The sequence below is a fragment of the Pectobacterium atrosepticum genome, assembly GCF_000740965.1.
GTDB lineage: Bacteria > Pseudomonadota > Gammaproteobacteria > Enterobacterales > Enterobacteriaceae > Pectobacterium > Pectobacterium atrosepticum.
On the sequence record NZ_CP009125.1, the window covers coordinates 4,753,014 to 4,777,793 of the forward strand.

Annotated in this window: 24 protein-coding genes; 13 read left to right on the plus strand and 11 right to left on the minus strand. The window is 52.9% G+C overall.

Annotation, left to right across the window (positions count from 1 at the left end; all coding sequences use genetic code 11):
• The first annotated feature begins 35 nt into the window (after positions 1 to 35).
• Together GZ59_RS21160 and GZ59_RS21165 are read left to right on the plus strand one after the other, a co-directional pair.
• The gene (locus GZ59_RS21160) at positions 36 to 329 is read left to right on the plus strand and encodes a helix-turn-helix domain-containing protein (RefSeq protein WP_039294288.1); all 294 of its coding nucleotides are present in this window, start codon (positions 36 to 38) and stop codon (positions 327 to 329) included.
• A gap of 69 nt (positions 330 to 398) precedes the next feature.
• Positions 399 to 1,382 (plus strand): phage integrase, encoded by a 984-nt coding sequence (locus tag GZ59_RS21165; RefSeq protein ID WP_039294289.1) that lies wholly within the window; start codon positions 399 to 401, stop codon positions 1,380 to 1,382.
• A gap of 254 nt (positions 1,383 to 1,636) precedes the next feature.
• Here the strand turns inward: GZ59_RS21165 and cpxP are convergent, their stop codons facing one another.
• Positions 1,637 to 2,161, minus strand: a complete 525-nt coding sequence (gene cpxP / locus GZ59_RS21170) for a cell-envelope stress modulator CpxP (protein ID WP_011095774.1) — start codon at positions 2,159 to 2,161, stop codon at positions 1,637 to 1,639.
• Positions 2,162 to 2,314: 153 nt separating this feature from the next.
• On the opposite strand from cpxP, the gene cpxR reads away from it, so the two are divergent.
• From cpxR to GZ59_RS21190, 4 genes are all read left to right on the plus strand, one after another.
• The gene (gene cpxR, locus GZ59_RS21175) at positions 2,315 to 3,013 is read left to right on the plus strand and encodes an envelope stress response regulator transcription factor CpxR (protein ID WP_011095775.1); all 699 of its coding nucleotides are present in this window, start codon (positions 2,315 to 2,317) and stop codon (positions 3,011 to 3,013) included.
• Positions 3,010 to 4,380: an envelope stress sensor histidine kinase CpxA gene (gene cpxA / locus GZ59_RS21180; protein WP_011095776.1), complete on the plus strand. Its 1,371-nt coding sequence runs from the start codon at positions 3,010 to 3,012 to the stop codon at positions 4,378 to 4,380. The genes cpxR and cpxA overlap by 4 nt, the downstream gene beginning before the upstream one ends.
• Before the next feature lie 164 nt (positions 4,381 to 4,544).
• Positions 4,545 to 6,713: a PA5441 family protein gene (locus GZ59_RS21185; protein ID WP_039294291.1), complete on the plus strand. Its 2,169-nt coding sequence runs from the start codon at positions 4,545 to 4,547 to the stop codon at positions 6,711 to 6,713.
• Positions 6,683 to 7,492, plus strand: a complete 810-nt coding sequence (locus GZ59_RS21190; protein ID WP_039294292.1) for a DUF3142 domain-containing protein — start codon at positions 6,683 to 6,685, stop codon at positions 7,490 to 7,492. Before GZ59_RS21185 ends, GZ59_RS21190 begins: the two co-directional genes overlap by 31 nt.
• Before the next feature lie 24 nt (positions 7,493 to 7,516).
• Here the strand turns inward: GZ59_RS21190 and GZ59_RS21195 are convergent, their stop codons facing one another.
• Positions 7,517 to 7,981 carry a tRNA (cytidine(34)-2'-O)-methyltransferase gene (locus GZ59_RS21195; RefSeq protein ID WP_011095779.1) on the minus strand — a complete coding sequence of 155 codons (465 nt, stop codon included), beginning with the start codon at positions 7,979 to 7,981 and terminating at the stop codon, positions 7,517 to 7,519.
• 321 nt (positions 7,982 to 8,302) lie between these two features.
• Here GZ59_RS21195 and GZ59_RS21200 point away from each other — a divergent pair, with 321 nt between their 5' ends.
• Positions 8,303 to 8,599, plus strand: coding sequence for a hypothetical protein (locus GZ59_RS21200; protein ID WP_011095780.1), 297 nt, complete (start codon positions 8,303 to 8,305; stop codon positions 8,597 to 8,599).
• Between the two features lie 12 nt (positions 8,600 to 8,611).
• Here GZ59_RS21200 and GZ59_RS21205 read toward each other — a convergent pair whose 3' ends face one another.
• From GZ59_RS21205 to ygbI, 9 genes are all read right to left on the minus strand, one after another.
• On the minus strand, positions 8,612 to 9,568 hold the full coding sequence (locus GZ59_RS21205) for an AEC family transporter (RefSeq protein WP_011095781.1): 957 nt from the start codon (positions 9,566 to 9,568) through the stop codon (positions 8,612 to 8,614).
• A gap of 204 nt (positions 9,569 to 9,772) precedes the next feature.
• Complete coding sequence (ugpQ, locus tag GZ59_RS21210; RefSeq protein WP_011095782.1) at positions 9,773 to 10,522, minus strand: glycerophosphodiester phosphodiesterase; 750 nt, start codon at positions 10,520 to 10,522, stop codon at positions 9,773 to 9,775.
• Positions 10,522 to 11,595 (minus strand): sn-glycerol-3-phosphate import ATP-binding protein UgpC, encoded by a 1,074-nt coding sequence (locus GZ59_RS21215; protein ID WP_011095783.1) that lies wholly within the window; start codon positions 11,593 to 11,595, stop codon positions 10,522 to 10,524. The genes ugpQ and GZ59_RS21215 overlap by 1 nt, the downstream gene beginning before the upstream one ends.
• Before the next feature lie 25 nt (positions 11,596 to 11,620).
• Positions 11,621 to 12,466 carry a sn-glycerol-3-phosphate ABC transporter permease UgpE gene (gene ugpE, locus GZ59_RS21220; RefSeq protein ID WP_039295339.1) on the minus strand — a complete coding sequence of 282 codons (846 nt, stop codon included), beginning with the start codon at positions 12,464 to 12,466 and terminating at the stop codon, positions 11,621 to 11,623.
• Between the two features lie 26 nt (positions 12,467 to 12,492).
• Positions 12,493 to 13,380 (minus strand): sn-glycerol-3-phosphate ABC transporter permease UgpA, encoded by an 888-nt coding sequence (ugpA, locus tag GZ59_RS21225; RefSeq protein WP_011095785.1) that lies wholly within the window; start codon positions 13,378 to 13,380, stop codon positions 12,493 to 12,495.
• 72 nt (positions 13,381 to 13,452) lie between these two features.
• A complete protein-coding gene (ugpB, locus tag GZ59_RS21230; RefSeq protein WP_011095786.1) occupies positions 13,453 to 14,787 on the minus strand; it encodes a sn-glycerol-3-phosphate ABC transporter substrate-binding protein UgpB in 1,335 nt (444 codons plus the stop codon).
• A gap of 255 nt (positions 14,788 to 15,042) precedes the next feature.
• On the minus strand, positions 15,043 to 15,459 hold the full coding sequence (locus GZ59_RS21235; RefSeq protein ID WP_011095787.1) for a hypothetical protein: 417 nt from the start codon (positions 15,457 to 15,459) through the stop codon (positions 15,043 to 15,045).
• 1 nt (position 15,460) lies between these two features.
• Positions 15,461 to 16,156 (minus strand): hypothetical protein, encoded by a 696-nt coding sequence (locus GZ59_RS21240; protein ID WP_011095788.1) that lies wholly within the window; start codon positions 16,154 to 16,156, stop codon positions 15,461 to 15,463.
• A 116-nt stretch (positions 16,157 to 16,272) separates the two neighbouring features.
• Positions 16,273 to 17,034 (minus strand): DNA-binding transcriptional repressor YgbI, encoded by a 762-nt coding sequence (gene ygbI, locus GZ59_RS21245; protein ID WP_011095789.1) that lies wholly within the window; start codon positions 17,032 to 17,034, stop codon positions 16,273 to 16,275.
• Between the two features lie 336 nt (positions 17,035 to 17,370).
• Here ygbI and ltnD point away from each other — a divergent pair, with 336 nt between their 5' ends.
• The 6 genes from ltnD (at position 17,371) to GZ59_RS21280 (ending at position 24,545) form a co-directional block, all read left to right on the plus strand.
• Positions 17,371 to 18,285 (plus strand): L-threonate dehydrogenase, encoded by a 915-nt coding sequence (ltnD, locus tag GZ59_RS21255; protein WP_011095791.1) that lies wholly within the window; start codon positions 17,371 to 17,373, stop codon positions 18,283 to 18,285.
• Positions 18,282 to 19,556, plus strand: a complete 1,275-nt coding sequence (otnK, locus tag GZ59_RS21260; protein WP_039294307.1) for a 3-oxo-tetronate kinase — start codon at positions 18,282 to 18,284, stop codon at positions 19,554 to 19,556. The genes ltnD and otnK overlap by 4 nt, the downstream gene beginning before the upstream one ends.
• Entirely contained in the window at positions 19,553 to 20,209 is a 657-nt protein-coding gene (gene otnC, locus GZ59_RS21265; RefSeq protein WP_011095793.1) for a 3-oxo-tetronate 4-phosphate decarboxylase, read from the plus strand. The genes otnK and otnC overlap by 4 nt, the downstream gene beginning before the upstream one ends.
• Before the next feature lie 17 nt (positions 20,210 to 20,226).
• Positions 20,227 to 21,015, plus strand: a complete 789-nt coding sequence (gene otnI, locus GZ59_RS21270; RefSeq protein ID WP_011095794.1) for a 2-oxo-tetronate isomerase — start codon at positions 20,227 to 20,229, stop codon at positions 21,013 to 21,015.
• Between the two features lie 191 nt (positions 21,016 to 21,206).
• Positions 21,207 to 22,565 carry a GntP family transporter gene (locus GZ59_RS21275; protein ID WP_039294309.1) on the plus strand — a complete coding sequence of 453 codons (1,359 nt, stop codon included), beginning with the start codon at positions 21,207 to 21,209 and terminating at the stop codon, positions 22,563 to 22,565.
• Positions 22,566 to 22,865: 300 nt separating this feature from the next.
• Complete coding sequence (locus GZ59_RS21280; protein ID WP_039294312.1) at positions 22,866 to 24,545, plus strand: methyl-accepting chemotaxis protein; 1,680 nt, start codon at positions 22,866 to 22,868, stop codon at positions 24,543 to 24,545.
• Positions 24,546 to 24,780 lie beyond the last annotated feature (235 nt).

Below are 24,780 nucleotides of genomic sequence, written 5' to 3' on the forward strand. Positions count from 1 at the left end.
TGGCGTAAATTTAGTTCCGAAAGAGAACCATGTCAATGACATTTGATGAAAAGCTGAAAGCCATACGCAGCGCGGAGCATCTAAGCCAGAGCCAATTCGCTGTTATAACTGAGATTTCTGTTAGCACCTTAAAAAAGGTTGAAGCTGGATATCACGATCCTGGATGGACCATCCTTAGCAAAATCACTCAACACCCACGATTTCAAAAATACACACTGTGGCTTATGACGGATAAAACAGCACCGGAAGCTGGGCAAATCGCACCGGCCCTCGCACACATTGGGCCAGACTCAACACAATCAGGCCACTCAGAGAAACAGACTGGTTAACGCTTTATAAACATTACATTTTCACTATTTGTTACCAAGACAGTGAAATGACCGCCGGAGGGCTTTCTTATGGCAATTAAGAAGCTCGATGATGGTCGATTTGAAGTGGACATTCGCCCTATCGGACGTAACGGAAAACGTATCCGGCGGCGGTTTGATAAAAAGACGGAAGCGGTAGCCTTTGAGCGCTATACGCTGTCCAGGACGGACAAAAAAGAGTGGCAGCACGGTTACGGTGTTGAGCATCGCCAGTTAAGCGAACTGGTTGCGCTATGGTGGCTCTACCACGGCCAGAATGTGAAGAACGGACTGATTGAGCACCGCCATTTAAAACGAACGATTGCACAGATGAACGACCCGGAGATCTGCCGCATCAACAAGCGTTCGATACTGGAATTTCGCACGATGCGATTAACAGGTGGCATCAGCTCATCAACCATCAATCGTGATATGTATCGGCTCTCAGGTATGTTTTCAGCGCTCATAAAGCTGGAAATCTACGCGGGAGAAAACCCGTTAAAAGGATTGCCACCCCTGCCAGAAAAACAGCCTGCTGTTACGTTTCTGACGGAAGCAGAGATCGCCAGGCTTTTATCGGTGTTGGATGGCGATGCCTACAGGCTGGCCGTGTTATGCCTGAGCACAGGGGCAAGATGGGGCGAGGCCAGCACATTACGGGCTGAACAGGTAGTAAGCAGCAGGGTAACATTCATGGAAACGAAAAACGGCAAGAACCGAACGATCCCCATATCAGAGGAGGTTTCACAGATCATCAAAACTCGTGAAACCGGAAAGCTGTTTAAAGTGGATTATCCGGCGTTCTGTGAGCAAATCAGGGCAGTAAAGCCAGACATTCCAAAAGGCCAGGCATCACACATTTTGCGTCACACTTTTGCCAGCCATTTTGTGATGAACGGCGGGAATCTGGTCGCTTTGCAACAGATTTTAGGCCATGCGAGCATTCAGCAAACCATGACTTACGCGCACCTTGCGCCGGAGTACTTGCAAAATGCTATTACTCTCAACCCATTACGGGGGAAAAGTGGCATTTAAAAACGTCCACATGTTGTCCACACTAGCGGAAAATGTCCCATTTTTGACCACATTTTAACCGCTTGCAATTGCTTGTAATCGCTTAACATGCAATTGTTTTTAAAGGGTTTTCCTGAAAAACCCCAAAAAAAAGCCCTCCATCATGGAGGGCAAAAAGACAGGGATGGTGTCTATGGCAAGGAAAAACAGGGTGTGTACCTACTACACATTACTACTCGGACTGCACTACGTTACGACTTACTACACTCGCACTACTACTCGGGACTATCTGTCTCAGTATGGTTTGTCGTTCCTGATGACGGCGCAACCATCTGGTTAAACATGGATATCTGTTGCTGCATCTCTTTCATGCGTTGCTTATGCTTCAGCTCTAAGATCTCTTTCTGCGCTGGCGTCAGCAGGTTATACATTTGGTTGCGCACTCGGGTCATCTGAATCTGACGCTCAATCTGCACACTCATCATTCGGGTTATCTGCGCTCGCACCGCTGCTTCATCAAACGTTTCCGCCGTCACTAGCTTATGCATGGCTTTAACATCTTCGGTGTTAAACGCTGGCTTGTCCTGACGACTCTGGTGCATCAAATCGCGCATTTGCTGGCGCTGTTGCTCAGTCAGCCTCACGCCATCGAACATACCTTGCTGGCCTGATGCGCCCTTTGTGGCGGAATCATCGATATGCCAGCCGCTCGCTGGGGCGTCTCCATTTTCTGCTGCAAAGGCGGTAAAAGTGCCTAACATAAGCAGTGAAGCAAGAGATAAGGTTGCGAACTGTTGCATCAATAACTCTCCAGAGCGGTACGTCATTTTGTGAATCAATGAGCATGAGTCTACGCATCTTGCTGCAAACATGCGTCAGAGGATGTAAAACTACGTAAAGTCATGGAATAGCGCTAATCTATGTCGTATTTTGCCCTTGGAGGTAGAGAAAACATGAATAAAATTCTGCTGGTTGATGACGATAGAGAGCTGACATCTTTATTGAAAGAATTGCTCGAAATGGAAGGTTTTAACGTCGTTGTCGCCTACGACGGCGAGCAGGCGTTACAGATAGTAGATAACACCATTGACCTGTTATTACTGGATGTGATGATGCCGAAGAAAAACGGTATCGATACATTAAAAGAACTACGACAGCAGCATCAAACGCCGGTCATCATGTTGACCGCCCGCGGCAGTGAACTGGACCGCGTTCTTGGTCTGGAACTGGGTGCAGATGATTATCTGCCGAAGCCTTTTAACGACAGGGAGCTGGTGGCGCGGATTCGCGCGATTCTCCGCCGATCCAATTGGACCGATCAACAGCAGGCAGGTGATAACAGCGCGCCGACGCTGGAAGTCGATGGCCTGCGTCTGAACCCCGGACGGCAGGAAGCCAGCTTTGACGATATCGTGTTGGACCTGACAGGCACGGAGTTCACGCTGCTCTATCTGCTGGCACAGCGGCTGGGACAGGTGGTTTCGCGCGAACATTTAAGTCAGGAAGTACTGGGGAAACGACTGACGCCGTTTGACCGTGCGATTGACATGCATATCTCGAACCTGCGGCGTAAATTGCCAGAACGTAAGGATGGCTTACCCTGGTTTAAAACGCTGCGTGGACGAGGCTATTTGATGGTATCGGCTGCATGATCAATAGTTTGACTGCCCGTATCTTTGCCATTTTTTGGTTAACGCTGGCGCTGGTACTTATGCTGGTTCTGATGGTGCCCAAGCTGGACTCGCGCCAGCTTACCGCCTTGCTGGAAAACGAGCAGCGGCAGGGCATCATGCTGGAACAGCACATTGAAGCAGACCTCGCCAACACACCAGCTAACGATCTGCGCTGGTGGTTGCGGCTGTTCTGGGTGCTGGAAAAGTGGGCTCCTCCGGGGCAACGTCTTTTTCTGGTCACCAGCGAAGGTCGAATTTTCGGCGCAGAAAAGCATGAAACCCCGATTGTGCGTAATTTTATCGGGCTGTCGGATAACGCCGACCACCCGCAAAAGAAAAATTACGGCCGCATTGAGCTTCTCGGTCCTTTTGCAATCCGCGATGGTGATGACAACTACCAGCTTTACCTGATTCGTCCTGCCAGCAGTCCGCAGTCAGATTTCATTAGTCTGCTATTTGACCGTCCTTTACTGCTGCTGATCTTCACCATGCTGATCAGTTCACCGCTGTTGCTCTGGCTCGCCTGGAGCCTGGCGAAACCCGCACGTAAGCTCAAACACGCTGCCGACGAAGTCGCCAAAGGAAACTTACGCCAACACCCTGAGTTAGAGTCCGGCCCGCAGGAGTTTCTGGCTACGGGCGTCAGCTTTAACCAGATGGTCAGCGCGCTGGAACGGATGGTTACCGCACAGCAACGTCTGCTGTCGGATATCTCTCATGAGCTGCGCACGCCGCTGACGCGCTTGCAGCTGGCGACGGCACTGCTGCGTCGGCGTCAGGGTGAAGGCAATGAGCTGAACCGCATTGAGATGGAAACTCAGCGGCTCGACAGCATGATTAACGATCTGCTGGTGCTCTCACGTAATCAACACAAGAACGAGCTGACCCGTGAGTTCCTGCGTGCCGATGAACTGTGGGGCAATGTGCTGGATGATGCCGCCTTTGAAGCCGAGCAAATGGGCAAAACGCTGGAAGTACCTTATCCTCCGGGACCGTGGACACTCTTTGGCAACCCTGCCTCACTCGACAGTGCGTTGGAAAATATCGTGCGCAACGCGCTACGTTATTCCCACAACCACATCGAAGTGGCTTTCTCGGTGGATAATCAGGGCATCACCATCAAAGTGGATGACGATGGCCCCGGCGTTAGCCCGGAAGATCGTGAACAGATTTTCCGCCCCTTCTACCGTACGGATGAAGCACGTGACCGCGCATCCGGCGGAAGCGGTTTAGGGCTCGCCATCGTGGAAACCGCCATTATGCAGCACAAAGGCTGGGTAAAAGCGGAGGACAGTCCACTGGGCGGGTTACGCTTAATCATCTGGCTACCGTTACATCAGCGGTAAATCAGGCAAAATCGTTCCTACCGCAACATCCTCTCAGGTGCCCGCACGGGCACCTGTCACATAATGCTTATCTCCCCAGCATTGAGTTTTTTACGCGATTGCGTAGAGTGATCCCACTCATGCCGAAAACAGGCAAGACCCGTGTTGAATGAAGGATACTAACCATGAAAGGAGTAACGCTGCTGGCTGGCGTACTGACCGCGTTAATGAGCAGTCAGGCATTCAGTTCCAGCGATGGAGTTTGCGGCTTTTCCGACTCAGAATGTGGCGTATCCGCCTTGCCCTATTTGCAGCCGGGCAACGACACGCGTGCTAACCTGATGCTGCTGCAAAGCCGTCTCCACAGCATGTCGCTTCCGTTACCCCATCCTTTACCCGACCAAACGCGTTCACGTATCGACCCTTTCACAGCCTACCGGGTCATGGGGATTGCGGCCACGGAAGCGGTTTCGCCGTCGGGGGAAGATGTCACAGCAGATGCGCCTTACCTTTCAACGCTCAATAAAGCAAAGCGGCTCAATCTTCCTTTACCCGTTCAGGGCACTATTTCCACGTTTTCGCCTGACGATAACGAAGGACGGCATATTTCCAATGAGCTCTCCACGCTGGAAGCATTTTTCGACGTCCTGCTGGCTGACACACAGCTCACCGATGAGCAGCGCACGTTGCTGGCACATCAGCGTGTGAATCTCCTCAATGCGCTTTATGCGAAAGAGGCGCTGGTAGCGGGTCTCGCCAGTTTGCCGGATGAGGGGCATGCTGGTGCACTCAAGCAGTATCTGGTTACGGTTCTGGCGTTTTATCAAGGCCACTTCGATGAGGCGGAAAGCGGCTTTCAGGCGTTAACGGCGTCACCGCAGCCATGGGTCGCGGAAACCTCACGCTATATGTTGATTCGCGTGGCAATCAATAAAGCCATGGAAAACGCGCTAGATGAATACAACATGTTCGATGCCAGTAAAGCCGATAAAGCCGCGGCACAGCTGGCCATTCAGCATATTGGCGACTATCTGAAACAGTATCCAGACGGGCAATACATCGAATCCGCTAACGGGTTATACCGCCGCGCTTACTGGATCATGGACGATGTGAATGCCTTAGCGAAAACGTACCAACACGAGTTGGACAACACCTCCGACGTCGAAACCCTCCTTGAGTTGAGCGACGAGATCGACAACAAGCTGCTGGAAAATCGTCAGTTCACCAGCGCACCGGGCAGCGCGCCGTTGACGATGGTGCAAGATCTTAAGCGCTTGCGTTCAGATGAGGGATGGATGGCATTACCCGCATTATCCACTGATGAGCTGACCGCGCAGAAACCGCTGTTTGAGCAAGACAATATGCAGGAAGCGTTCAGCTACCTTCAGGCAGCACAGCTGTTTTATGATCAAAAAGATTACATCGCCGTGGTTAACCGCGTTCCCGCGATACAGGCAGGTGACCTAACAGATACCGTGCGTTTCAGCCTGCAAGTATTACGCGGTCGGGCGCTGGTGCGTCTGGAGCGTTGGGATGAGGCTGAAGCGCACTGGCGCCAGTTGTTAACGCATAATATGGGATATAGCCAAAATCAGTTCCTACAGTTGGCACTAGCGGAAACGCTGGCCAAAGCGGGACACCCAGAGCGCATCTTTGCCGCTGACAGTCCGGTGAAAAATCTGCGTTTTCGTTCTGCGGTGCTGAAAACCAGCGCCAACGCCGATCTGCTCCGTCAGCAAACGGGTCCACAACAAACCCATGAAGAACGGGCTATCGCGCTGCATACGCTGTTAACTAAATCGCTGACCCACGGTGATTACACCAGCTATCTCAAAGATGTTCAGTTGAGAAAAGACATCGCGCCGCTGGTCAGCAGCGAAAACCAGAGTTGGAATCAGGAAGATTTGACGGCATTTGACTGGGACGGTAGCGACACCGAAGAAGGCTACCAATGTCCAGCGCTGGAAAACGTGGTCACGACGCTGAGCCAACACCCCAATGATGCCCGTGCGATTAACTGCCTCGGCGAGTTTTTCCTACGCACCAATAACAGCGTGGGCTTCGACTGGGGTGAAAGCAACATGCTGAGTGGGTTAACCAATGCGCCAGCGCAATTCGTTGGCACCGAATATAACCGTTTGGATGGTTATGTACGAGTGATCGCCGATCCCAAAGCGCCACCGGAAGACAAAACCTATGCCCTGTATCGCGCGGTCTACTGCTATGCGCCAAGTGGCTATAACGACTGCGGACCACAGGAAATCAGCAAGGCAACCCGCAAAGCCTGGTTTACCCAATTGAAGACCAAATACAAAGGCAGCGAGTGGGCAGAAAAGCTCGATTATTACTGGTAACGCCGCTAATGGTGCTGGCCTGCCTGCTCTCGTTCTGTACGCAGGCCACTTCCGTTAACGCTGAACCTTCAACCGTCAACGCTGCACTCCCCATCGTCGATGCGACACGCTATCAGGATTTCTGGCTGTGGGCAGCGGTGCGGCCACAGCCAATTCTGCATCAGGCAAAAACTCTGTATCTGCATCAGGGAGAAATCGCCCGCCGTCAGGGCAAGGTCGTTTTCCTGCGTCAGGGGATTCCGCCCAGCCAGCTGCGCGTTAACCGCGTCTGGCTGGCTTTCCGCATGACCACGCTGGAGCTTTCCGATCGTCACCTGAACCGAATGCTAAAGTTACGGGAAAAGTGGCAACGCCACGGTAATCAGGTTGTCGGGATTCAGATCGATTTTGACGCGAAAAGCTACCAACTGGCAGGCTATGTCGCATTTCTGACGCAATTGCGCGAGCGTTTACCCGAAGAGTGTCAGCTCAGCATTACAGGGTTGCTCGACTGGTCTAAAACCGGTGATGTCTCCACGCTGAACCGCTTACAGGGCAAGCTGGATGAAGTGGTGGTGCAGACCTATCAGGGGCGCAGCACCATTACCAACTACGCCGAGTATCTACCCGCCTTGATGAAGCTAACGCTTCCTTTCCGATTAGGGCTGGTGCAAAACGGCAAGTGGGAAAAGCGGTGGCAGCAGCGCCTTGCCACTTCACCGTATTATCGTGGGGAAGTGGTGTTTTTGGTGAATCCGCCGTCAAAGAAATCACCATCGCGCAGCAGTAGAACAGAGTAGCTACATATAACTACATACAGCTAACTACAGGCAATCGCCGAAGCCATTTTGCCGCCAGGCTTCATAGCTGATGATTGCCACCGCATTGGACAGATTCAGGCTGCGGCTGTCGGACTGCATTGGAATGCGGATACGGAAATCTGACTCGAAGCCGTTGCGAATCTCGTCTGGCAGGCCGGATGTTTCCGATCCAAACAGCAACACATCGCCCGGCTGGTAGGTCGGCTGATCGTAGGGGCGGCTGCCTTTGGTGGTACAGGCGAAAATACGTTTTCCGGGAACCGCAGCCAGAAAATCCTGATAGTTTTTATGACGACTGACGTTCGCCAGATCGTGGTAATCCAACCCTGCGCGGCGCAGTTTCTTCTCTTCAAAATCAAACCCCAGCGGTTCAATCAAATGAAGCATACAGCCGTTGTTGGCAACCAGTCGGATAATATTGCCGGTGTTCGGTGCAATTTGAGGCTCATAGAGCGCGATATGGAACATGAGATAGCGTCAACCACGAAGAAAAATTCCGCCGCAGTATAACGCATTCCCAGCACGTGCCCAAAAGCAAGGCGCACAGGAATGCGGATGATTCTGCACTCATGTCGATCGTTTAAGAAACGAGATACACGGAGCGACCACGTGGCGAGGTATCCCTGCGGGAACCTCATCCCCGTGTTTCTCCTAAAAATGAGCTTAAGTAATCAACATCAGCTTACTTCGCACGACGTTTTCATTCGCAGCGATTACACTTAAGGAAACACGTCAGGGTAATGTACTGATGAAAACACGATGCAGGCATACAGCCTGTGTGGAGGTTTAATGAAACACCCTAAGACATTATTAGCCTGTGCTGCCCTGTTCTGCCTGCCGCTTCTGGCGAGCGCCAACGCAACGCAAGCGCCTACGCCTCAGCAGCAGTTTGAAAGCGGCATCAGCAGTCAGAAACAGTTGCAGCAGAATATGCAGCAGAGCCAGAAGTTGCAGCAACAACAGTTGAATCAGCAGCTCCAGCAGCGTAACCAGCAGTTGCAGCAACAACGTCAGCAGCAGCTACAGAAGGATTTACAGCGGTCGCAGAGAACTACCCCACCACCGCCAATTCAACAGAACCCTTGATGGGTGTGCGGCCTATAACCGCACCCCCATCAGTGTCAAAATCAACGGCGTGGTTAATGCCGCCATCGCCGTTGATAGCAGTAAACTAGACGCCACCGGGCCACCCAGTACGTCGAACTGGCGCGACATCAGATAGACGTTGACGCCCACCGCCATCGACCCCAGTAGCACGACCGCACGCGTCTCCATTTCCGGCAGGCCAAGCGCGATAGCAATCCCCCAGATCACCAGCGGCTGGACCAGCAGTTTGATGGTGCAAATCGCCGTGCTGATCTGCCAACCATCACGCACGCGGTATTCCGCCAGCCCCATCCCCAGCGCCACCAGCGACAGCGGTGCGGCAATCTGCCCCAGCATGGCAAGCGGCTGGTCAACATACGATGGTAGCGGCAGGCCCGTCAGGCTGAAGACGGTGCCGGACAAAATGCCGATAATCAGCGGGTTCTTCAGCACGCCCAACGCGGTTTTGGTAAAGCCCTGTAGCGACAACGCCCCGTTACGCGCCCATTCCACCGACACCGTTACCAGCGTCCACAGAATAAGCCCGTTAAACACCACGACCAGCGCGACGGACGGAATCGCCTCTTCACCCAGCATCAGCGTGGCAATCGGCAGCCCCAGCATCACGTTGTTGGAGAAGATACCGCTCAGCGCGAAAAGCGAGCCGGAGACACCATCGAGATGAAAGACTTTGCGCGCCACAATGCGGCCGAGAACAAACACCAGCAGGCAGCCGCCGAAAAAGGCGATCAGCAGCCGGGCATCCACCACTGGCCGTTTGGAGAAATCCGACATCAGGCGGAACAGCATCGCGGGCATTGCGACAGAGAAGACAAAGCGCGTCATGCCGTCAGTCACGGTGGTCGGCCATTTACCGTAGCGAATCAGGCTATAGCCGAGCGCGATAAGAACAAAGAGAGGTAACGACAGAAAAATCTGGTGCCAAAGCGAAACAATAAATGCAGGCATGAAGCCACTTCCTTATTACCGGCACCGAGTCAGAAAGAAGGTCCGCCGCAATAAAGATAATGCGGGGCATACCCTAAATAATTCGAGTTGCGTGAAGGCGGCAATCGCGTGAATCCCCAGGAGCTTACTCAGGTAAGTGACTGGGGTGAGCAAGAGAAGCCAACGCACAAGCAGCTTGAAGTATGACGGGTATAAAGGCAGACCTCAGCCGGTCGCGAAGTGTGCCCCGATTAAATCTATCCGGTCAGTACAGATGCAGTCAACGCCCCAATCCAGCAAAGTTTGCGCGCGATCAGGTTGATTAACGGTATAAACCAGAATGCGTAAACCCGCAGCTTTCAGTTCCGCAACGCGCTCTGCCGTCAGCAGTTTGTGATTCAGATGGATGGACACACAGCCCAGACGCTGCGTTAACGCCAGCCACTCCTCTTCCCACTCATCCAGCAACAGCCCACGCGGCAGTTCTGGTGCGGCCTGCTGTGCCGCTTCCAGAGCGTCGATAGAGAACGAGGATAGCAGCGGCGCGATCGGATGATCGGCCCATAGCTGACGCGCTGCCAGCGCAATCACGCGCCCGGTTTCCGTTTCATATCCAGTGGTGGGTTTAATCTCGATATTGGCCGCCATGCCGTACTGCACGCAGCGTTTTGCCACCTCCGATAGCAGCGGCAGACGTTCTCCGACAAATTTATGACCGTACCAGCCGCCGACATCCAACCCGACCAGTTTGTCCCACGGCAACGCTCCCGCGATACCCCAGCCGTTGCTGGTACGCTCAAGTGTGTCGTCGTGTAAGAGGAAAATCTGGCCGTCCTGCGACAGCTTGGCGTCAAACTCGATCATCTTGTGACCGAGGCTGGCGCCGACATCAATCGCCGCCAGCGTGTTTTCCGGTGCCAGTGAACCGCCGCCACGATGGGCGACAATGGTCGGGTAAGGCCAGATTATTTCCATTATTCCATCCGTAATCCGCTTTGCGAATCAAACAGGTGCCATGATGACGTCGGCAAATGCAGCCAGAGCGTCGAGCCAATGGCGGGACAGTGCTCATAAGATAGCCGCGCAATCACGTTTTGCCCGCCCCACTTACCGTGCGCTAAATTGTCCGCGCCCAGCAGTTCGAGTGTTGAGATCTGCAACGGTATACCGCCGGTTTCACGCGTCGCCAGCTGAATATGCTCCGGCCGCACCCCCAGCGTCAATGCTTTACCACGCCATTGCGGCTTCGGTTCAGGCAGCACCAACGCGATGTCTTCACCGATGTCAAAGCGGCAACCGTCATCGCTAATGCGCCCTGCCCACAGGTTCATCGCCGGTGAACCAATAAAACTGGCCACGAACAGTGACGCTGGACGGCGGTAAATATCAGACGGTGCGCCGATTTGTTCAGCGATACCTTTATTCATCACGATGACGCGCTGCGCCAACGTCATAGCTTCGACCTGATCGTGCGTGACGTACAGGCTGGTAGTTTTCAGACGCTGGTGCAGTTGCTGCAATTCCAGCCGCATCTGTACACGCAGTTTGGCATCCAGATTCGACAACGGTTCATCAAACAGGAACACCGCCGGTTCACGCACAATCGCCCGCCCCATCGCCACGCGCTGACGCTGGCCGCCCGATAACTCACGCGGTTTGCGTTGCAGCAGCGGCATCAGTTCCAGAATACGTGCCGCTTCTTCCACACGCTCACGAATCTGCGTCTTACCGAAGCCACGAATTTTCAGGCTGTAAGCCATATTGTCGAACACGTTCATGTGCGGATAAAGCGCGTAATTCTGGAACACCATCGCAATACCGCGATCTTTCGGTTCCAGATCGGTGACCCGCTGGTTATCAATATAGATATCGCCGCTGGTGGTACGTTCGAGGCCCGCCACCATGCGCAACAGCGTCGATTTACCGCAGCCCGACGGTCCCACCATCACGACGAATTCGCCATCCGCGACGTCCAGATCGATGGGTTGGATAATCTGTGTTTTGCCATCGTAAGACTTGGTGACAGCCTGAAGTTTTAAACATGCCATAAGCGTTTCCGAAATTAGTCTCGATTTATTTTTCGCTGTCGACCAGACCGCGAACGAACCAGCGCTGCATCAGTAGCACCACCAGCAGCGGCGGCAGCATGGTCAACAGCATCGCGGCCATCACCTGATTCCACTGGGTTGCACCATCACCGGAGGCAATCATGCTTTTAATCCCCGCAACCGCGGTGCCCAGATTGGCATCGCTAACTATCAGCAGCGGCCACAGATACTGGTTCCAGCCGTAAATGAACGTGATCACGAACAGCGCCGCCAGATTGGTCTTCGACAGCGGCAACACCATGTCGAAGAAGAAACGCATCGGGCTGGCACCGTCGATACGCGCCGCTTCCATCAGTTCATCCGGCAGCGTCATAAAGAACTGGCGAAACAGGAAAGTTGCGGTCGCCGACGCCATCAGCGGCAGCGTTAAACCGGTGTAGCTGTCCATCATGTCCAGCCGCGCGATCACTTCCACCGTCGGGAAAATACGCACTTCTACCGGCAGCATCAGCGTCAGGAAAATCATCCAGAAGAACAGGTTGCGCAGTGGAAAACGAAAATAAACGATGGCGTAAGCGGATAGGATCGATACGGTAATTTTGCCTACCGTGATCGCCAGCGCCATGACGAAGCTATTGAGCAGCATTAGCCCGAACGGCGTGGTGTTATTGCCCGCACCGTGCAACCAGATATCACGCAGGTTTCCCCACAGGTGCGAACCGGGGATGAGCGTCATCGGAGCCTGAAAGACTTCCTGATTATCCAGCGTGGCGGCGACAAACCCCACGTACAGAGGGAACAATACGGCGAGAATGCCGACGATCAGCATGACGTGGCTGAAAATATCTAACCCGCGACGATTCTCAATCATTGCCATTGACCTTCATAGATTCACCTTCATTGATAATTCACCTTCCGTTCCACAAAACGGAACTGAATAACGGTCAACCCGATCACCAACAGCATCAGTATCACCGACTGCGCCGCCGAACTGGACAGATCCAACCCTGCAAAGCCTTCGCGATAAATCTTGTAGATCAGCGTAGTTGTCGACTGCACCGGCCCGCCGGCCGTCGCGGCATCGATGATTGGGAAGGTATCGAAAAAGGCATACACCAGATTGACGACTAACAGGAAGAAGCTCACCGGCGAGATCATCGGCAGCACCAGATTGAAGAACCGCCGTACCGGCCCTGCCCCGTCGATCGCGCCCGCTTCCACCAGCGAACGGGGGATCGATTGCAGCGCAGCAAGGAAGAACAAAAAGTTATAGCTAATCTGTTTCCACACCGACGCCAGTACGACTAAAAACATCGCCTGCCCGCTGTCCTGCGCGTGGTTCCACGTATAGCCAAGCAGCCCAAGAAAATGGGTAATCAGCCCGAGTCCAGGGTTAAACAGAAACATCCACAGCACGGCGGCGACAGCGGGTGCCACGGCATAAGGTAGAATGATCAAGGTCTGATACAGACGGCTGGCACGGATGACATAGTCCACCAGCGCGGCCAGAAAGAGTGAAATCAGCATGCCAAACCCGGCCACCAGAAAGCTGAATATCAGCGTGGTGTAAAAAGAATCAAGGTAGTAGGGGTTATTGAACAGCTGCCGGAAGTTTTCCATGCCGACGAATTCACTGGATAGCCCAAACGGATCCAGATTCTGCACCGAATACCACAGCGCCTGACCGGCAGGCCAGATAAAGAAAATCACGGTAATCAGCAGTTGAGGTAACACCAGCACGTAGGGCAACCAGCTGCTGCGAAAAACGGGGCGGGATGATGTCATGCGGTAACTCATTGCAAACAGAAAAGAAACAGGCCGATTCCTTTCGGCCCGATATGACTCAACAGCAGCGTATTACTTCGTTGACTGCTCGAAGCGACGCAGCAGCGCGTTACCGCGTTCTACCGCGCTATCCAACGCCTGTTGTGGCGTCTTCTTACCTGTCCATACGCTTTCTAATTCTTCATCCACGACGGTACGAATTTGCGGCATATTGCCCAAACGCATACCTTTGGTGAACGGCAACGGTGGCTTGTTCAGCATCTGACGCGTAGCAATATCCGCACCGGGGTTTTTCTCATAGAAGCCCTGCTTCTGCGTCAGCTCATACGCCGCCGTGGTGATCGGCAGGTAACCGGTTTTCTGGTGCCATTCAGCGGCATTTTCTGGCTTCGCCAGGAATTGCATAAACTCAGCAACGCCTTTGTAGGTCGCCGCATCTTTACCGCCCATCACCCACAGGCTAGCTCCGCCAATAATGGCGTTCTGCGGCGCGCCTTTAGCATCGGCGTCATACGGCATCATACCGACGCCATAGTTGAACTTGGCATGCTCCCGAATGTTCGCCAGCGAGCCGGAAGACGCGGTCGTCATGGCACATTCGCCGTTATAGAACTTCTCGGTCGGCTCATCCTTGCGTCCGAAATAGGTGAAATCACCTTTCTTGTTCATGTCCTGCAACAGCTGAATGTGTTTGACCTGCGTAGGTTTGTTGAATTCCAGTACCGTATCGGTGCCGTCAAAGCCGTTATTCTTGGTCGCAACGGGCAGACCGTTCCAGGCGCTGAAGTTTTCAATCTGAATCCAGCCCTGCCAGCCGCTAGCGTAGCCGCACTTCATCCCGGCTGAGCGCAATTTGGCGGTGTAGTCAGCCATTTGCTGCCAGGTTTTCGGCGGCTGCTCTGGATCTAAACCGGCTTTCTTGAAAGCATCTTTGTTGTAATACAGCACGGGGGTCGAGCTGTTAAATGGCTGCGACAGCAGGTGACCACTCTTCGCATCGGTGTAATAACCGGAGACGGTCGGTACAAACACCGACTCATCGAAATTAATGCCAGCGTCTTTGAAGACTTCATAGACTGGCTTGATGGCTTTACTTGCCATCATGGTCGCAGTACCGACTTCATAGACCTGCAAAATAGCGGGCGCATTCCCAGCACGGTAGGCCGCAATCCCGGCAGCCAGGTTCTGTTCGTAGTTACCTTTATAGACCGGTACAATTTTTACGTCGGTGTGTTCTTTATTAAAACGGTCAGCCAGAGAATTCACTTCTTTCCCTAACTCGCCTTCCATGGAATGCCAGAAAGGAATATCTGTCGCGGCCTGCGCACCGGCGCTCATCAGCGCGAATGCCACACACGCCGCTGCGGTGCGAATAGCATGTGTTTTACGAATTGTGTTGTTGAACATGCCTGTCTCCTGCAATCAATTAAGTTCGCCATCATCACGGCGTTTTTTATGCGAAGGTAAACATGACACGGGCGCATGACAGAAAAATAACTGGGAGATGACGGAAAAATTACAAGGAAAGGAGAGGCATAAGTAAAAACTCACTTATCCTAGGTGAAGTAGATTTTACAGGTTTTCACTACACGTGGATGACGGCAGGTGTCACAAGTGGAGAGCTACGTATCTATTCAAACGCACTGGCTACCCCGAACAGGGCTATTTTCGAATAACATCAACGACAACGGTTTTAGGATCTCTGATGATTCCTATATGTATCGTTTTATCTGAATCTGTAGACTTCCAATACTCACCTGTCGTGTCTGTATAACTCAGGGTAAAACCAAGCGACTTCAAATAAGCGCGTATATTTGTCGCATCATTGGTATTTTGAAACGTAATATTGCTGACTTCCAACGCAGGGCCATCAACCGTGGCATAGCCAAAATCATAGACAGAAGAAATGCGCGGGCAATTTTTAATGATCTCGTCCGTCAGCATTTCATATCGTCGGGTGTCCTGTTCCGAATAACGAGAACTCCCCTCTGTCAGAATGACTATTGCAGGCCAATAATAGATAAGTGGCAAGGCAATTAGGAGTAATACGGCGAGTAATATAATTATCTTTTTTTTCATTTTATTCAAAGAAATGCGTTATAATTTCAGTGCCATCGTAGGATGCAATACCTACATTTCCTGACTTAAAATCATTATAGGGCTGTATTGTTTGCATAAAAGAGGGGAGATATCCCAATCGAGGTTGAGCATGCGGCATCTTCTCAGGGTCTGGAAATAAAATAGGGCGGAATCCTATATTTTTGAAATTTCCGATAGGGCCATAAAAATCCCATCGGTTTAATGCTTCTTCTTTACTCACTGGCCGTAATAAATAAAAAGGGTTAGGAGTAGAAACCACTCGGTAAAAACCTAATAAATCTGAAACAAGATCTTCCCCACTAAATCCACTATCTGTAACTAAATTGAATGGAAAAGAGGCCTGCATAGATTCAAACCGTTTCGCAACGGTGAGCATCATAGCAAGTGCAATACTCTGTCTTTCCTGAAGAGATCTTCCTTTTCTTATCCGCCATTTAATAAACCGGTTGATAGTGACACTTCTTCTGAGCCCAATCATGCCTTGTTTATAGGTCACATCGTAGTATGGCATTCCATCTTCAGTATTCTCTCCGACATACATTTGTTGAATAATATCCTTAATGTCGTCCCCTTTCGCATGGCCTAAATCAATCCAACCTAGCACCTCGGTATAAATCAAGCCATATGTCACACCAGAGGCTTGTCGGCCATCAATAATTTCACTACGCACGCTCATTATTTACATTCCTTTGTTTTTCATGAGTTTATTTAATTAACGACATCACGATAATACGTTTATTTCCACATTGGACTCAAGACGATAGTTAGGCCGTCCCAATTTGGCTATCCTCCTCACCCCGCCACCAGCACCTCCACACCCATTTTGCTCAGCGCCTCTTTGGCGGCGACGGGCAGGCCGTCATCGGTAATGATGCTGTCGAAGACGTCGAGCGGCGTGGCCAGATGGGTGGCGATGCGGCCGTATTTTGAGGTGTCGCACAGCAAGACGCGTTTTCTGCTGGCTTCCACCGCCGCACGTTTCACGACCACTTTGTCTTCGTTCGGCGTGGACAGCCCGCGCAGGCTCCATGAGGATGCAGAAATAAACGCAATATCGATAAACAGGTTGCGCAGCGCCTGTGCCACCGCTTCACCAATGCAGGATTGATTTTCCCGACACAGCGTGCCGCCCGTGTGGATCATACGGCACTGGCTGGACTCAATCAGAAAAGCGGCAATCGCAAAATCGTTGGTGACAATCAGGAGATCGTCACGCTCGGCCAGTTCGCGCGCTAGCGATAGCGTGGTGGTACCCGCATCCAGATAAATGCAGCTATTCAACGGAATGTGCTGCGCGGCCAGTTTACCCATCGCTGCTTTTTGCTGGCTGAACATCACGGATTTATCCTGATGCGACGGCTCAGTCGCCAGCCGTTCAGGTGAACGCACGCCGCCGGAGACGCTCAGCAGCAGGCCGTCTTGTTCCAGTTTTTGCACATCGCGCCGCACCGTCATGTGCGACACGCCCAGCCGCTCAGTCAGCTCGTTAATGCTTACCGCGCCGCGCTCGGCGATCAGCGCCAGAATCTGTTGATGACGTTCTACTGGTATCACGCTGTCCGTTCCCTGTTTGATAATGCTGGTCTGATAAAGTCAGTTTGGTAAAGATTGTGAGAAACACCCCGTTTAATGACGATAATTACCATAAATTCACGCCACAAACCACGCCAGACATGACCGTTCTCATCATCCCCCAGCGTCAAAATAGACATAATCATCTGATAAATAAAACTAATAACGAAAATCACGCAGTAAACGGTGTTCAACTACACTGAATCATCACGATTTAAATGTTAATTTATGTGATAAAAATCACCACAATTTGTTCTGATAGTCCTTATATTTAACACCAGAGCACAAAAAATCACTAATTTTAACAAGGCAACCACGATGAAAAAGACTTCTGATTATGCTGTCGCCGTTATCGGTCTGGGTTCCATGGGGTTTGGCGCTGCGGCGTCCTGCATCAATGCGGGCCTGACGACATACGGCGTCGATATCAATCCGCAGGCACTCGAAAAGTTACGTCAGGCGGGTGCGGCGCAGGCTGACACGCGCATTGATGCTTTCGCTGACAAGCTGGATGCCGTGGTACTGCTGGTGGTGAACGCTACACAGGTGAACGGGATTCTGTTCGGCGAGCCGCAGGTAGCAGCGAAGCTCAAGCCCGGCACCGTGGTCATGGTGTCCTCAACGATCTCCGCGCAGGATGCCAAAAATATCGAGCAGCGTCTGGCGGAACATCAGCTCGTCATGCTGGATGCGCCGGTATCCGGCGGTGCCGCGAAAGCCGCCGCAGGCGACATGACGGTAATGGCATCGGGTTCCGATCTGGCGTTTGAGAAACTGAAACCGGTACTCGACGCCGTCGCGGGCAAGGTCTACCGCATCGGTGAAGAAATTGGGCTGGGCGCAACGGTTAAAATTATTCACCAACTGTTGGCGGGCGTACACATCGCCGCGGGTGCAGAAGCGATGGCGCTGGCCGCCCGCGCCGATATCCCGTTGGATATCATGTACGACGTGGTAACCAACGCCGCCGGGAATTCCTGGATGTTTGAAAACCGTATGCGCCACGTTGTCGATGGCGATTACACGCCGAAATCGGCCGTTGATATCTTCGTCAAAGATCTGGGGTTGGTCACCGATACCGCCAAATCTCTTCATTTCCCGCTGCCGTTGGCCTCTACCGCGTTCAACATGTTCACCGCCGCCAGCAACGCTGGGTTCGGTAAAGAAGACGACAGCGCGGTCATCAAGATTTTTAACGGCATTACGCTGCCGGAAAAGAAGGAGGCACCATGATTAAGCTAGGTGTGATTGCCGACGATTTTACCGGTGCCACGGATATCGCCAGCTTTCTGGTGAACAACGGGCTGCCGACCGTGCAGCTCAACGGTGTGCCGCCGTCCGACTTTAAAGTCGACACACAGGCCGTCGTAATTAGCCTGAAATCACGTTCTTGCTCGGCGGAACAGGCTGTGGCGGATTCACTTAATGCACTGGCGTGGCTGCAACAACAGGGCTGCCAGCAGTTCTATTTTAAATATTGTTCCACCTTCGACAGCACCGCGAAAGGCAATATCGGCCCGGTGACCGACGCGCTGCTAGAGCAGTTGGGTGAAACGCAAACCATCATCTCTCCAGCACTACCGGTGAACGGCAGAACCGTCTATCAGGGCCACCTGTTCGTGATGGATCAGCTGCTGTCCGAATCTGGGATGCGCCACCATCCGGTTACGCCAATGACGGATAGCAACCTGATGCGCGTCATGGAACAGCAGGCGGCGGGACAATGCGGCCTGGTGCCGTATGCCGTGATGGATCAGGGTGCGGATGCCGTCAAACAGCGGTTGGTGCAGTTGAAAGAACAGGGTATCCGCTATGTGGTGCTGGATACGCTGAACGAACAGCACCTGCTGACACAGGGCGAGGCACTGCGCGACATGAAACTGGTCACTGGCGGTTCCGGCCTAGCGATTGGTCTGGCGCGCCAGCTGGCAGACTCAACAAAACAAACCGGTTACGCAACCGAGGCAGGTAAGCCGCAGTCCGGCGCAGGCGTTGTGCTATCCGGTTCCTGCTCAGTGATGACCAACAAGCAGGTCGCTCACTACCTGAAACAGGCGGCGGGTCGTGCCATTGATGTCGCTCGCTGCTTAGAAAGCGATGATGCTCAGCAATCCTACGCGCAGGAACTGGCCGACTGGGTGAAAGCACACCGTGACGATGCACTCGCACCGCTGCTGTACGCCACCTCTTCACCCGACGAACTGGCGCAGATTCAACAGCGCTGGGGTGCGGAAGCCAGTAGCCATGCAGTAGAGAAACTGTTTGCTGCCGTCGCCCGCCAGCTTCAAGAAGACGGCTTTAAGCGCTTCATCATCGCGGGCGGTGAAACGTCCAGCATCGTGGTGCAAACGCTGGGTATTCACGCGTTCCATATTGGGCCGTCCATTTCCCCCGGCGTGCCGTGGGTGCGTTCCACCACTCATCCACTCTCGCTGGCGTTGAAATCCGGTAACTTCGGCGATGAAGACTTTTTTGCCCGCGCCCAAAAGGAGTTTGCCGCATGAGTGAACATCACAACGGCACAGAGGCGTCGCTGAGCAGCGAGCAGCGAGCACGCGCGGAAATGGTCAAGCTGGGCGCATCCTTTTTCCAGCGCGGCTACGCCACCGGTTCTGCTGGCAATCTCTCCCTTCTACTGGACGACGGTACACTGCTGGCAACGCCGACCGGCTCTTGCCTCGGCGAACTGGATGCCGAGCGGCTGTCCAAAGTTAGCCTGAGCGGCGAGTGGATTTCCGGCGATAAACCATCGAAAGAGGTCAGTTTTCACCTGTCGATTTACCGTAACGATCCCGAATGCAAAGCGATCGTTCACCTGCACAGCACTTACCTGACGGCGCTCTCGTGTCTGGAAGGGTTGGATACGCAGGATGCCATCAAGCCGTTCACACCCTATGTGGTGATGCGCGTCGGTAAAGTACCCGTCGTGCCTTATTACCGCCCCGGCGATGCGCGGCTCGGTGAAGATCTGGCGAAGCTGGCCTCGCGTTATAAAGCCTTCTTGCTGGCTAACCACGGCCCGGTCGTCACCGGTAAGAATCTGCGGGCAGCGGCGGACAACATGGAAGAGCTGGAAGAAACCGCCAAGCTGATTTTTATTCTCGGTGACCGAAAAATTCGCTACCTCACCGCTGACGATATTGCCGAGCTCTCTTGATGAGCCAAGGAGTTACCATGCCTAAGTTTGCTGCCAATCTTTCTATGCTGTTTACAGACGTTCCGTTTCTCGATCGCTTTAAAGCCGCTGCCGATGCGGGTTTTACCTCGGTCGAGTACCTGTTTCCTTATGAATATCCGGCACCGCTGCTGGCGGAAAAGCTGAGGGAGAATGGCCTGAAGCAGGTGTTGTTCAATACTGCGCCCGGCAACATCGCCGCGGGTGAATGGGGCGTGTCTGCCCTGCCCGACCGTATTGAAGATGCCCGTCGGGACATCGATAACGCCTTGGAATATGCACTGGCGCTGAATTGTCCTTCAGTACTGGTGATGGGAGGCGTCGTTCCGCCCGGTGAAGACCGTGACGCCTATCAGCAAACCTTCATCGATAACCTGCGCTACGCGGCTGATAAATTCGCGCCGCATGGCATCAATATCATGATTGAAGCACTGAGTGCGAAGGTGAAACCGAATTACCTGTTCGCCAGTCAGTATCAGGCGCTGGAATTAGCCAATCTGATCGACCGGCCGAATATCTATATTCAGGTGGACTTCTTTCACGCACAAATTGTCGATGGCAACCTGACGCAAATTATTCACGATTTAGATGGCCGCATCGGACATATTCAAATTGCTTCGGTTCCGGCACGGCATGAACCCGATGAAGGAGAAATTAATTATCCATTCATCTTTGCCGAATTGGATCGCGTGAATTATTCCGGCTGGATTGGCTGTGAATATAACCCGCGTGGTAAAACCGAAGACGGATTGGGCTGGGCTGAACCCTGGCTGGAGAAAAAACACTAACTCACTAATTCCAAGAAATAATATTAACACCAGAGACATATTCGTTAGACGCGAATAAATAAAAAAGAAAAGATCAGATTCCCGCATTATTCAAATGCGGGAGTCAGGTCACCCTTTTCTTCAAATAAAACAATAACCCAATACCTTTTCAGCCTCTGAATTGAAAACAATGGGTCAATGAGGATAAGAATATGGCCACCTCGCTCTTACTCTGCATCGCTATCGCCGGGGTATTACTCCTGCTGCTGATGGTCATCAAATTTAAAATTCAGCCCTTTGTCGCCCTGCTGGTCGTTAGCTTACTCGTTGCCTTAGCTACGGGTATTCCGACTGGTGAGGTGATTAAGGTGATTACCTCCGGCATGGGCGGTATTCTTGGCTCGGTGGCAATTATTATCGGCCTCGGTGCCATGCTCGGCAGAATGATCGAAGTGTCCGGCGGCGCGGAATCCTTAGCGCACCGCTTTGCCCAATTAATGGGGCCGGGATTGATGGTGGCAGCATTAACCATCGCCGCCTTTATTCTGGGTATTCCGGTCTTTTTCGATGTCGGCTTTATTATCCTCGCTCCGATTATTTACGGCTTTGCAAAAGTCGCTAAAGTCTCTCCGATTAAATTCGGTTTGCCCGTCGCAGGCGTAATGCTGACGGTGCACGTCGCGCTGCCGCCCCACCCCGGCCCGGTTGCCGCTGCTGGCCTGTTGAATGCCGATATCGGCTGGCTGACCATCATTGGTCTGCTGGTGTCGATTCCTGTCGGCATCATCAGCTACTGGGCAGCCAAGGCTATGAACCGCCGTAAATATGCGCTTTCCGTCGAAGTGTTAGAGCAGTTACAGCTGGCGAAACCGGAAGACAGCACGCCGGACACGGCTCCCGCGTCTGCCCCTTCAGCTGGATTGATTGCCGCGCTGATCGCCATTCCTATCGCCATCATTATGCTTGGCACCGTGTCTGCGACCATTTTACCTGCCGGACATCCGGTGCGTAACGTCATGTCGCTGGTTGGATCTCCCGCCGTAGCGCTGCTGATCGCTCTGGCACTGGCATTCTGGCTGATTGCCCTGCGTCGCGGCTGGTCGCTGGAAAAAGCTAGCGGTGTGATGGGCGATGCGATGCCTGCTGCTGCGATGGTCATCATGGTGACCGGTGCGGGTGGCGTATTCGGCAAAGTACTGGTGGAATCGGGCATCGGTAAAGCGCTGGCGGATACGCTGACCAGCATTCATCTGCCGCTGGTGCCTGCCGCATTTATCCTGTCGCTAGCGCTACGTGCCTCACAAGGCTCTGCCACCGTCGCTATTCTCACCACCTGCGGCTTGCTAAGTGAAGCCGTCAGTGGCCTGAACCAAATGCAACTGGTGTTGGTGACGCTCTCTGCCTGTTTTGGCGGATTAGGCCTGTCGCACGTCAATGACTCCGGTTTCTGGATTGTCACCAAATATCTGGGGCTGTCCGTCGCCGATGGCCTGCGCACCTGGACGGTACTGACAACAATCCTCGGACTGGCTGGGTTCCTTTTCACTTGGGCGCTTTGGCTGGTCATGTAAGCGTCACCGCGTTCCGCCACGGAAAACCGCTGACACTCAGCGGTTTTCCTCCTTATGCCAGAAAATACGCCCGTTTTATTCTTATATTCCACATCTGAATATCCAAGCGCTGCCGTTATAATCCATACGGGGTAAGAAACCACGCGTTCCCTTATCACCACGACACAAGTTCGCATGCCAATACATGATGTAATCGGAAATACGCCTTATTCCTGACCTCTCGTGGAAGTAGAAGTAGAAGATGCCAAATCCATACGGCATGAGCCTGCATCAGCCGATGAAAAATAATAAAGGAACACTATGAATTTTTTAGCAAAAATGAAGCTTGGCACCATGCTGGGTTCTGGCTTCGCCTCTGTCATCATCATCGGTTTGATGGTCGCCGTTCTGGGACGTGTGCATCTGCTCGATCTGAGCGAAGATATTGAGTCGCTGTCCGAAAAAAACCTGACCAGCCTGATCCTGATACAGGATGCCAAAAGCGGTTTTGATGCCGTGGCCCGTTCAGTGCGTACTATCGGCCTGACAAGCGACAGCAGCCGCATTCAGGAAGAAAAACGCCTGATTGATCAGCAAATTGTCCGCAATACCGACATCCTGACCAAACTGTATTCTAACCTGTCTGAAGCAGAGTCTCGTGACTCGCTGGACCGCCTGACGCAGGCTCGCCCAGCCTATCGGGACGCAGTGAATAAAGCCGTAGAACTTGGCGTATCTGAAAACGCCGAAGAAAGAGCGCAAGCCGTGCAGCTCATGGTCAATGAAATGCAAATTACGCAGGCACCCGTTTTCGCCGCGCTGGACAGCATGACGGAATTGCAGAAGAAGCGGACGATGGAGATGACGGCAAGCGCCATGCAGGAAGCTCGCTCAGATGGTAACACTCTGATCTTCTACGCGGCGATTGCGGTTCTCGTTGGCATTCTGGTTTCCGTATTGATTACTCGTACGATCAAAGGCTTGTTGGGTGGCGAAGTGTCCTACGCCGCACAGATCGCCCAAGCGGCCGCACAAGGAAATCTGGCGGTAGCCGTCAACCTGCGTTCCGGTGATGACCGCAGTGTGCTGGCAGCCATGAACGGTATGCGCAAAAGCCTGAGTAGCATTGTTGAACAGGTGCGCGAAAGCAGTGAATCTATCGCGACCGGTGCCAGCCAGATCGCCGCAGGCAGCACCGATCTTAGCCAACGCACGGAAGAACAAGCGGCCAACCTGCAACAAACCGCAGCGTCTATGGAAGAAATGAGCCAAACCGTACGCCAGAACTCGGATACCGTACGTAACGCCGCTCAACTGGCACAAGCCGCCAGTCATACCGCCGCGAAAGGCGGAGAAGCCGTCAGCAATATCGTTGTCACCATGAAAGAAATTACCGACAGCTCGCAGAAAATTGGCGACATCATCAGCGTCATCGACGGTATCGCCTTCCAGACCAACATTCTGGCGCTCAACGCCGCGGTGGAAGCCGCTCGCGCAGGTGAGCAAGGTCGTGGCTTTGCAGTAGTCGCAGGTGAAGTTCGCTCGCTGGCACAGCGCTCCGCCACCGCCGCCAAAGAGATTAAAGAGCTGATCGGCCACAGCGTCGAGAAAGTCGAAGTGGGTTCTGCGCTGGTCAGCGATGCGGGAACGACGATCGAAGAATTGGTCCGTCAGGCGCGCAATGTTGCCGATCTGATCAACGAAATTGGCGTCACCACGCAGGAGCAAGAATCTGGCGTCTCGCAAATTCATGATGCCGTTAACCAACTCGATCAGGTCACACAGCAGAACGCCGCACTCGTTGAGCAATCCGCTTCCGCTGCCGATAGTCTGAGCGATCAGGCTGCCCATCTGGTAGAACTGATGAAGGTCTTCATCGTTGAAGGCGGGTCGTCACAGCGTATTGCACCACCGCTGAAAAGACCTTCCAGCGCAAAGTTCTCTCTCGCCAACCCTAAAGGCAGCGCGGGAAGCAATAACCAAAACTGGGAACAGTTCTGATTCCAGGCAGGGGGAGGGTCATGCCTCTCCCAGTTTACGTTCACATCTCTTCACCGCCAGCCCCCAACGCACGACGCTTTCTGTTTTTTTCATCATCGTGAGCCTGCCCGCAGCAGCAAGAATTAAAATCAATGTTTTCCCAAAAAATGCCGATATTCCAGTATGGACTGGTTAGTTATTCATCAAAGGGATCGGGGACCGCGCCAGCACATTGCTTTCTTAGCACAAAAGAAAA

Bases quoted from the DNA above. Each gene is read 5' to 3' on its own strand.
- GZ59_RS21160 (WP_039294288.1), top strand. From the start codon at position 36: ATGACATTTGATGAAAAGCTGAAAGCCATACGCAGCGCGGAGCATCTA.
- GZ59_RS21165 (WP_039294289.1), top strand. From the start codon at position 399: ATGGCAATTAAGAAGCTCGATGATGGTCGATTTGAAGTGGACATTCGC.
- cpxP (WP_011095774.1), bottom strand. From the start codon at position 2,161: ATGCAACAGTTCGCAACCTTATCTCTTGCTTCACTGCTTATGTTAGGC.
- cpxR (WP_011095775.1), top strand. From the start codon at position 2,315: ATGAATAAAATTCTGCTGGTTGATGACGATAGAGAGCTGACATCTTTA.
- cpxA (WP_011095776.1), top strand. From the start codon at position 3,010: ATGATCAATAGTTTGACTGCCCGTATCTTTGCCATTTTTTGGTTAACG.
- GZ59_RS21185 (WP_039294291.1), top strand. From the start codon at position 4,545: ATGAAAGGAGTAACGCTGCTGGCTGGCGTACTGACCGCGTTAATGAGC.
- GZ59_RS21195 (WP_011095779.1), bottom strand. From the start codon at position 7,981: ATGTTCCATATCGCGCTCTATGAGCCTCAAATTGCACCGAACACCGGC.
- GZ59_RS21200 (WP_011095780.1), top strand. From the start codon at position 8,303: ATGAAACACCCTAAGACATTATTAGCCTGTGCTGCCCTGTTCTGCCTG.
- GZ59_RS21205 (WP_011095781.1), bottom strand. From the start codon at position 9,568: ATGCCTGCATTTATTGTTTCGCTTTGGCACCAGATTTTTCTGTCGTTA.
- ugpQ (WP_011095782.1), bottom strand. From the start codon at position 10,522: ATGGAAATAATCTGGCCTTACCCGACCATTGTCGCCCATCGTGGCGGC.
- GZ59_RS21215 (WP_011095783.1), bottom strand. From the start codon at position 11,595: ATGGCATGTTTAAAACTTCAGGCTGTCACCAAGTCTTACGATGGCAAA.
- ugpE (WP_039295339.1), bottom strand. From the start codon at position 12,466: ATGATTGAGAATCGTCGCGGGTTAGATATTTTCAGCCACGTCATGCTG.
- ugpA (WP_011095785.1), bottom strand. From the start codon at position 13,380: ATGACATCATCCCGCCCCGTTTTTCGCAGCAGCTGGTTGCCCTACGTG.
- ugpB (WP_011095786.1), bottom strand. From the start codon at position 14,787: ATGTTCAACAACACAATTCGTAAAACACATGCTATTCGCACCGCAGCG.
- GZ59_RS21235 (WP_011095787.1), bottom strand. From the start codon at position 15,459: ATGAAAAAAAAGATAATTATATTACTCGCCGTATTACTCCTAATTGCC.
- GZ59_RS21240 (WP_011095788.1), bottom strand. From the start codon at position 16,156: ATGAGCGTGCGTAGTGAAATTATTGATGGCCGACAAGCCTCTGGTGTG.
- ltnD (WP_011095791.1), top strand. From the start codon at position 17,371: ATGAAAAAGACTTCTGATTATGCTGTCGCCGTTATCGGTCTGGGTTCC.
- otnK (WP_039294307.1), top strand. From the start codon at position 18,282: ATGATTAAGCTAGGTGTGATTGCCGACGATTTTACCGGTGCCACGGAT.
- otnC (WP_011095793.1), top strand. From the start codon at position 19,553: ATGAGTGAACATCACAACGGCACAGAGGCGTCGCTGAGCAGCGAGCAG.
- otnI (WP_011095794.1), top strand. From the start codon at position 20,227: ATGCCTAAGTTTGCTGCCAATCTTTCTATGCTGTTTACAGACGTTCCG.
- GZ59_RS21275 (WP_039294309.1), top strand. From the start codon at position 21,207: ATGGCCACCTCGCTCTTACTCTGCATCGCTATCGCCGGGGTATTACTC.
- GZ59_RS21280 (WP_039294312.1), top strand. From the start codon at position 22,866: ATGAATTTTTTAGCAAAAATGAAGCTTGGCACCATGCTGGGTTCTGGC.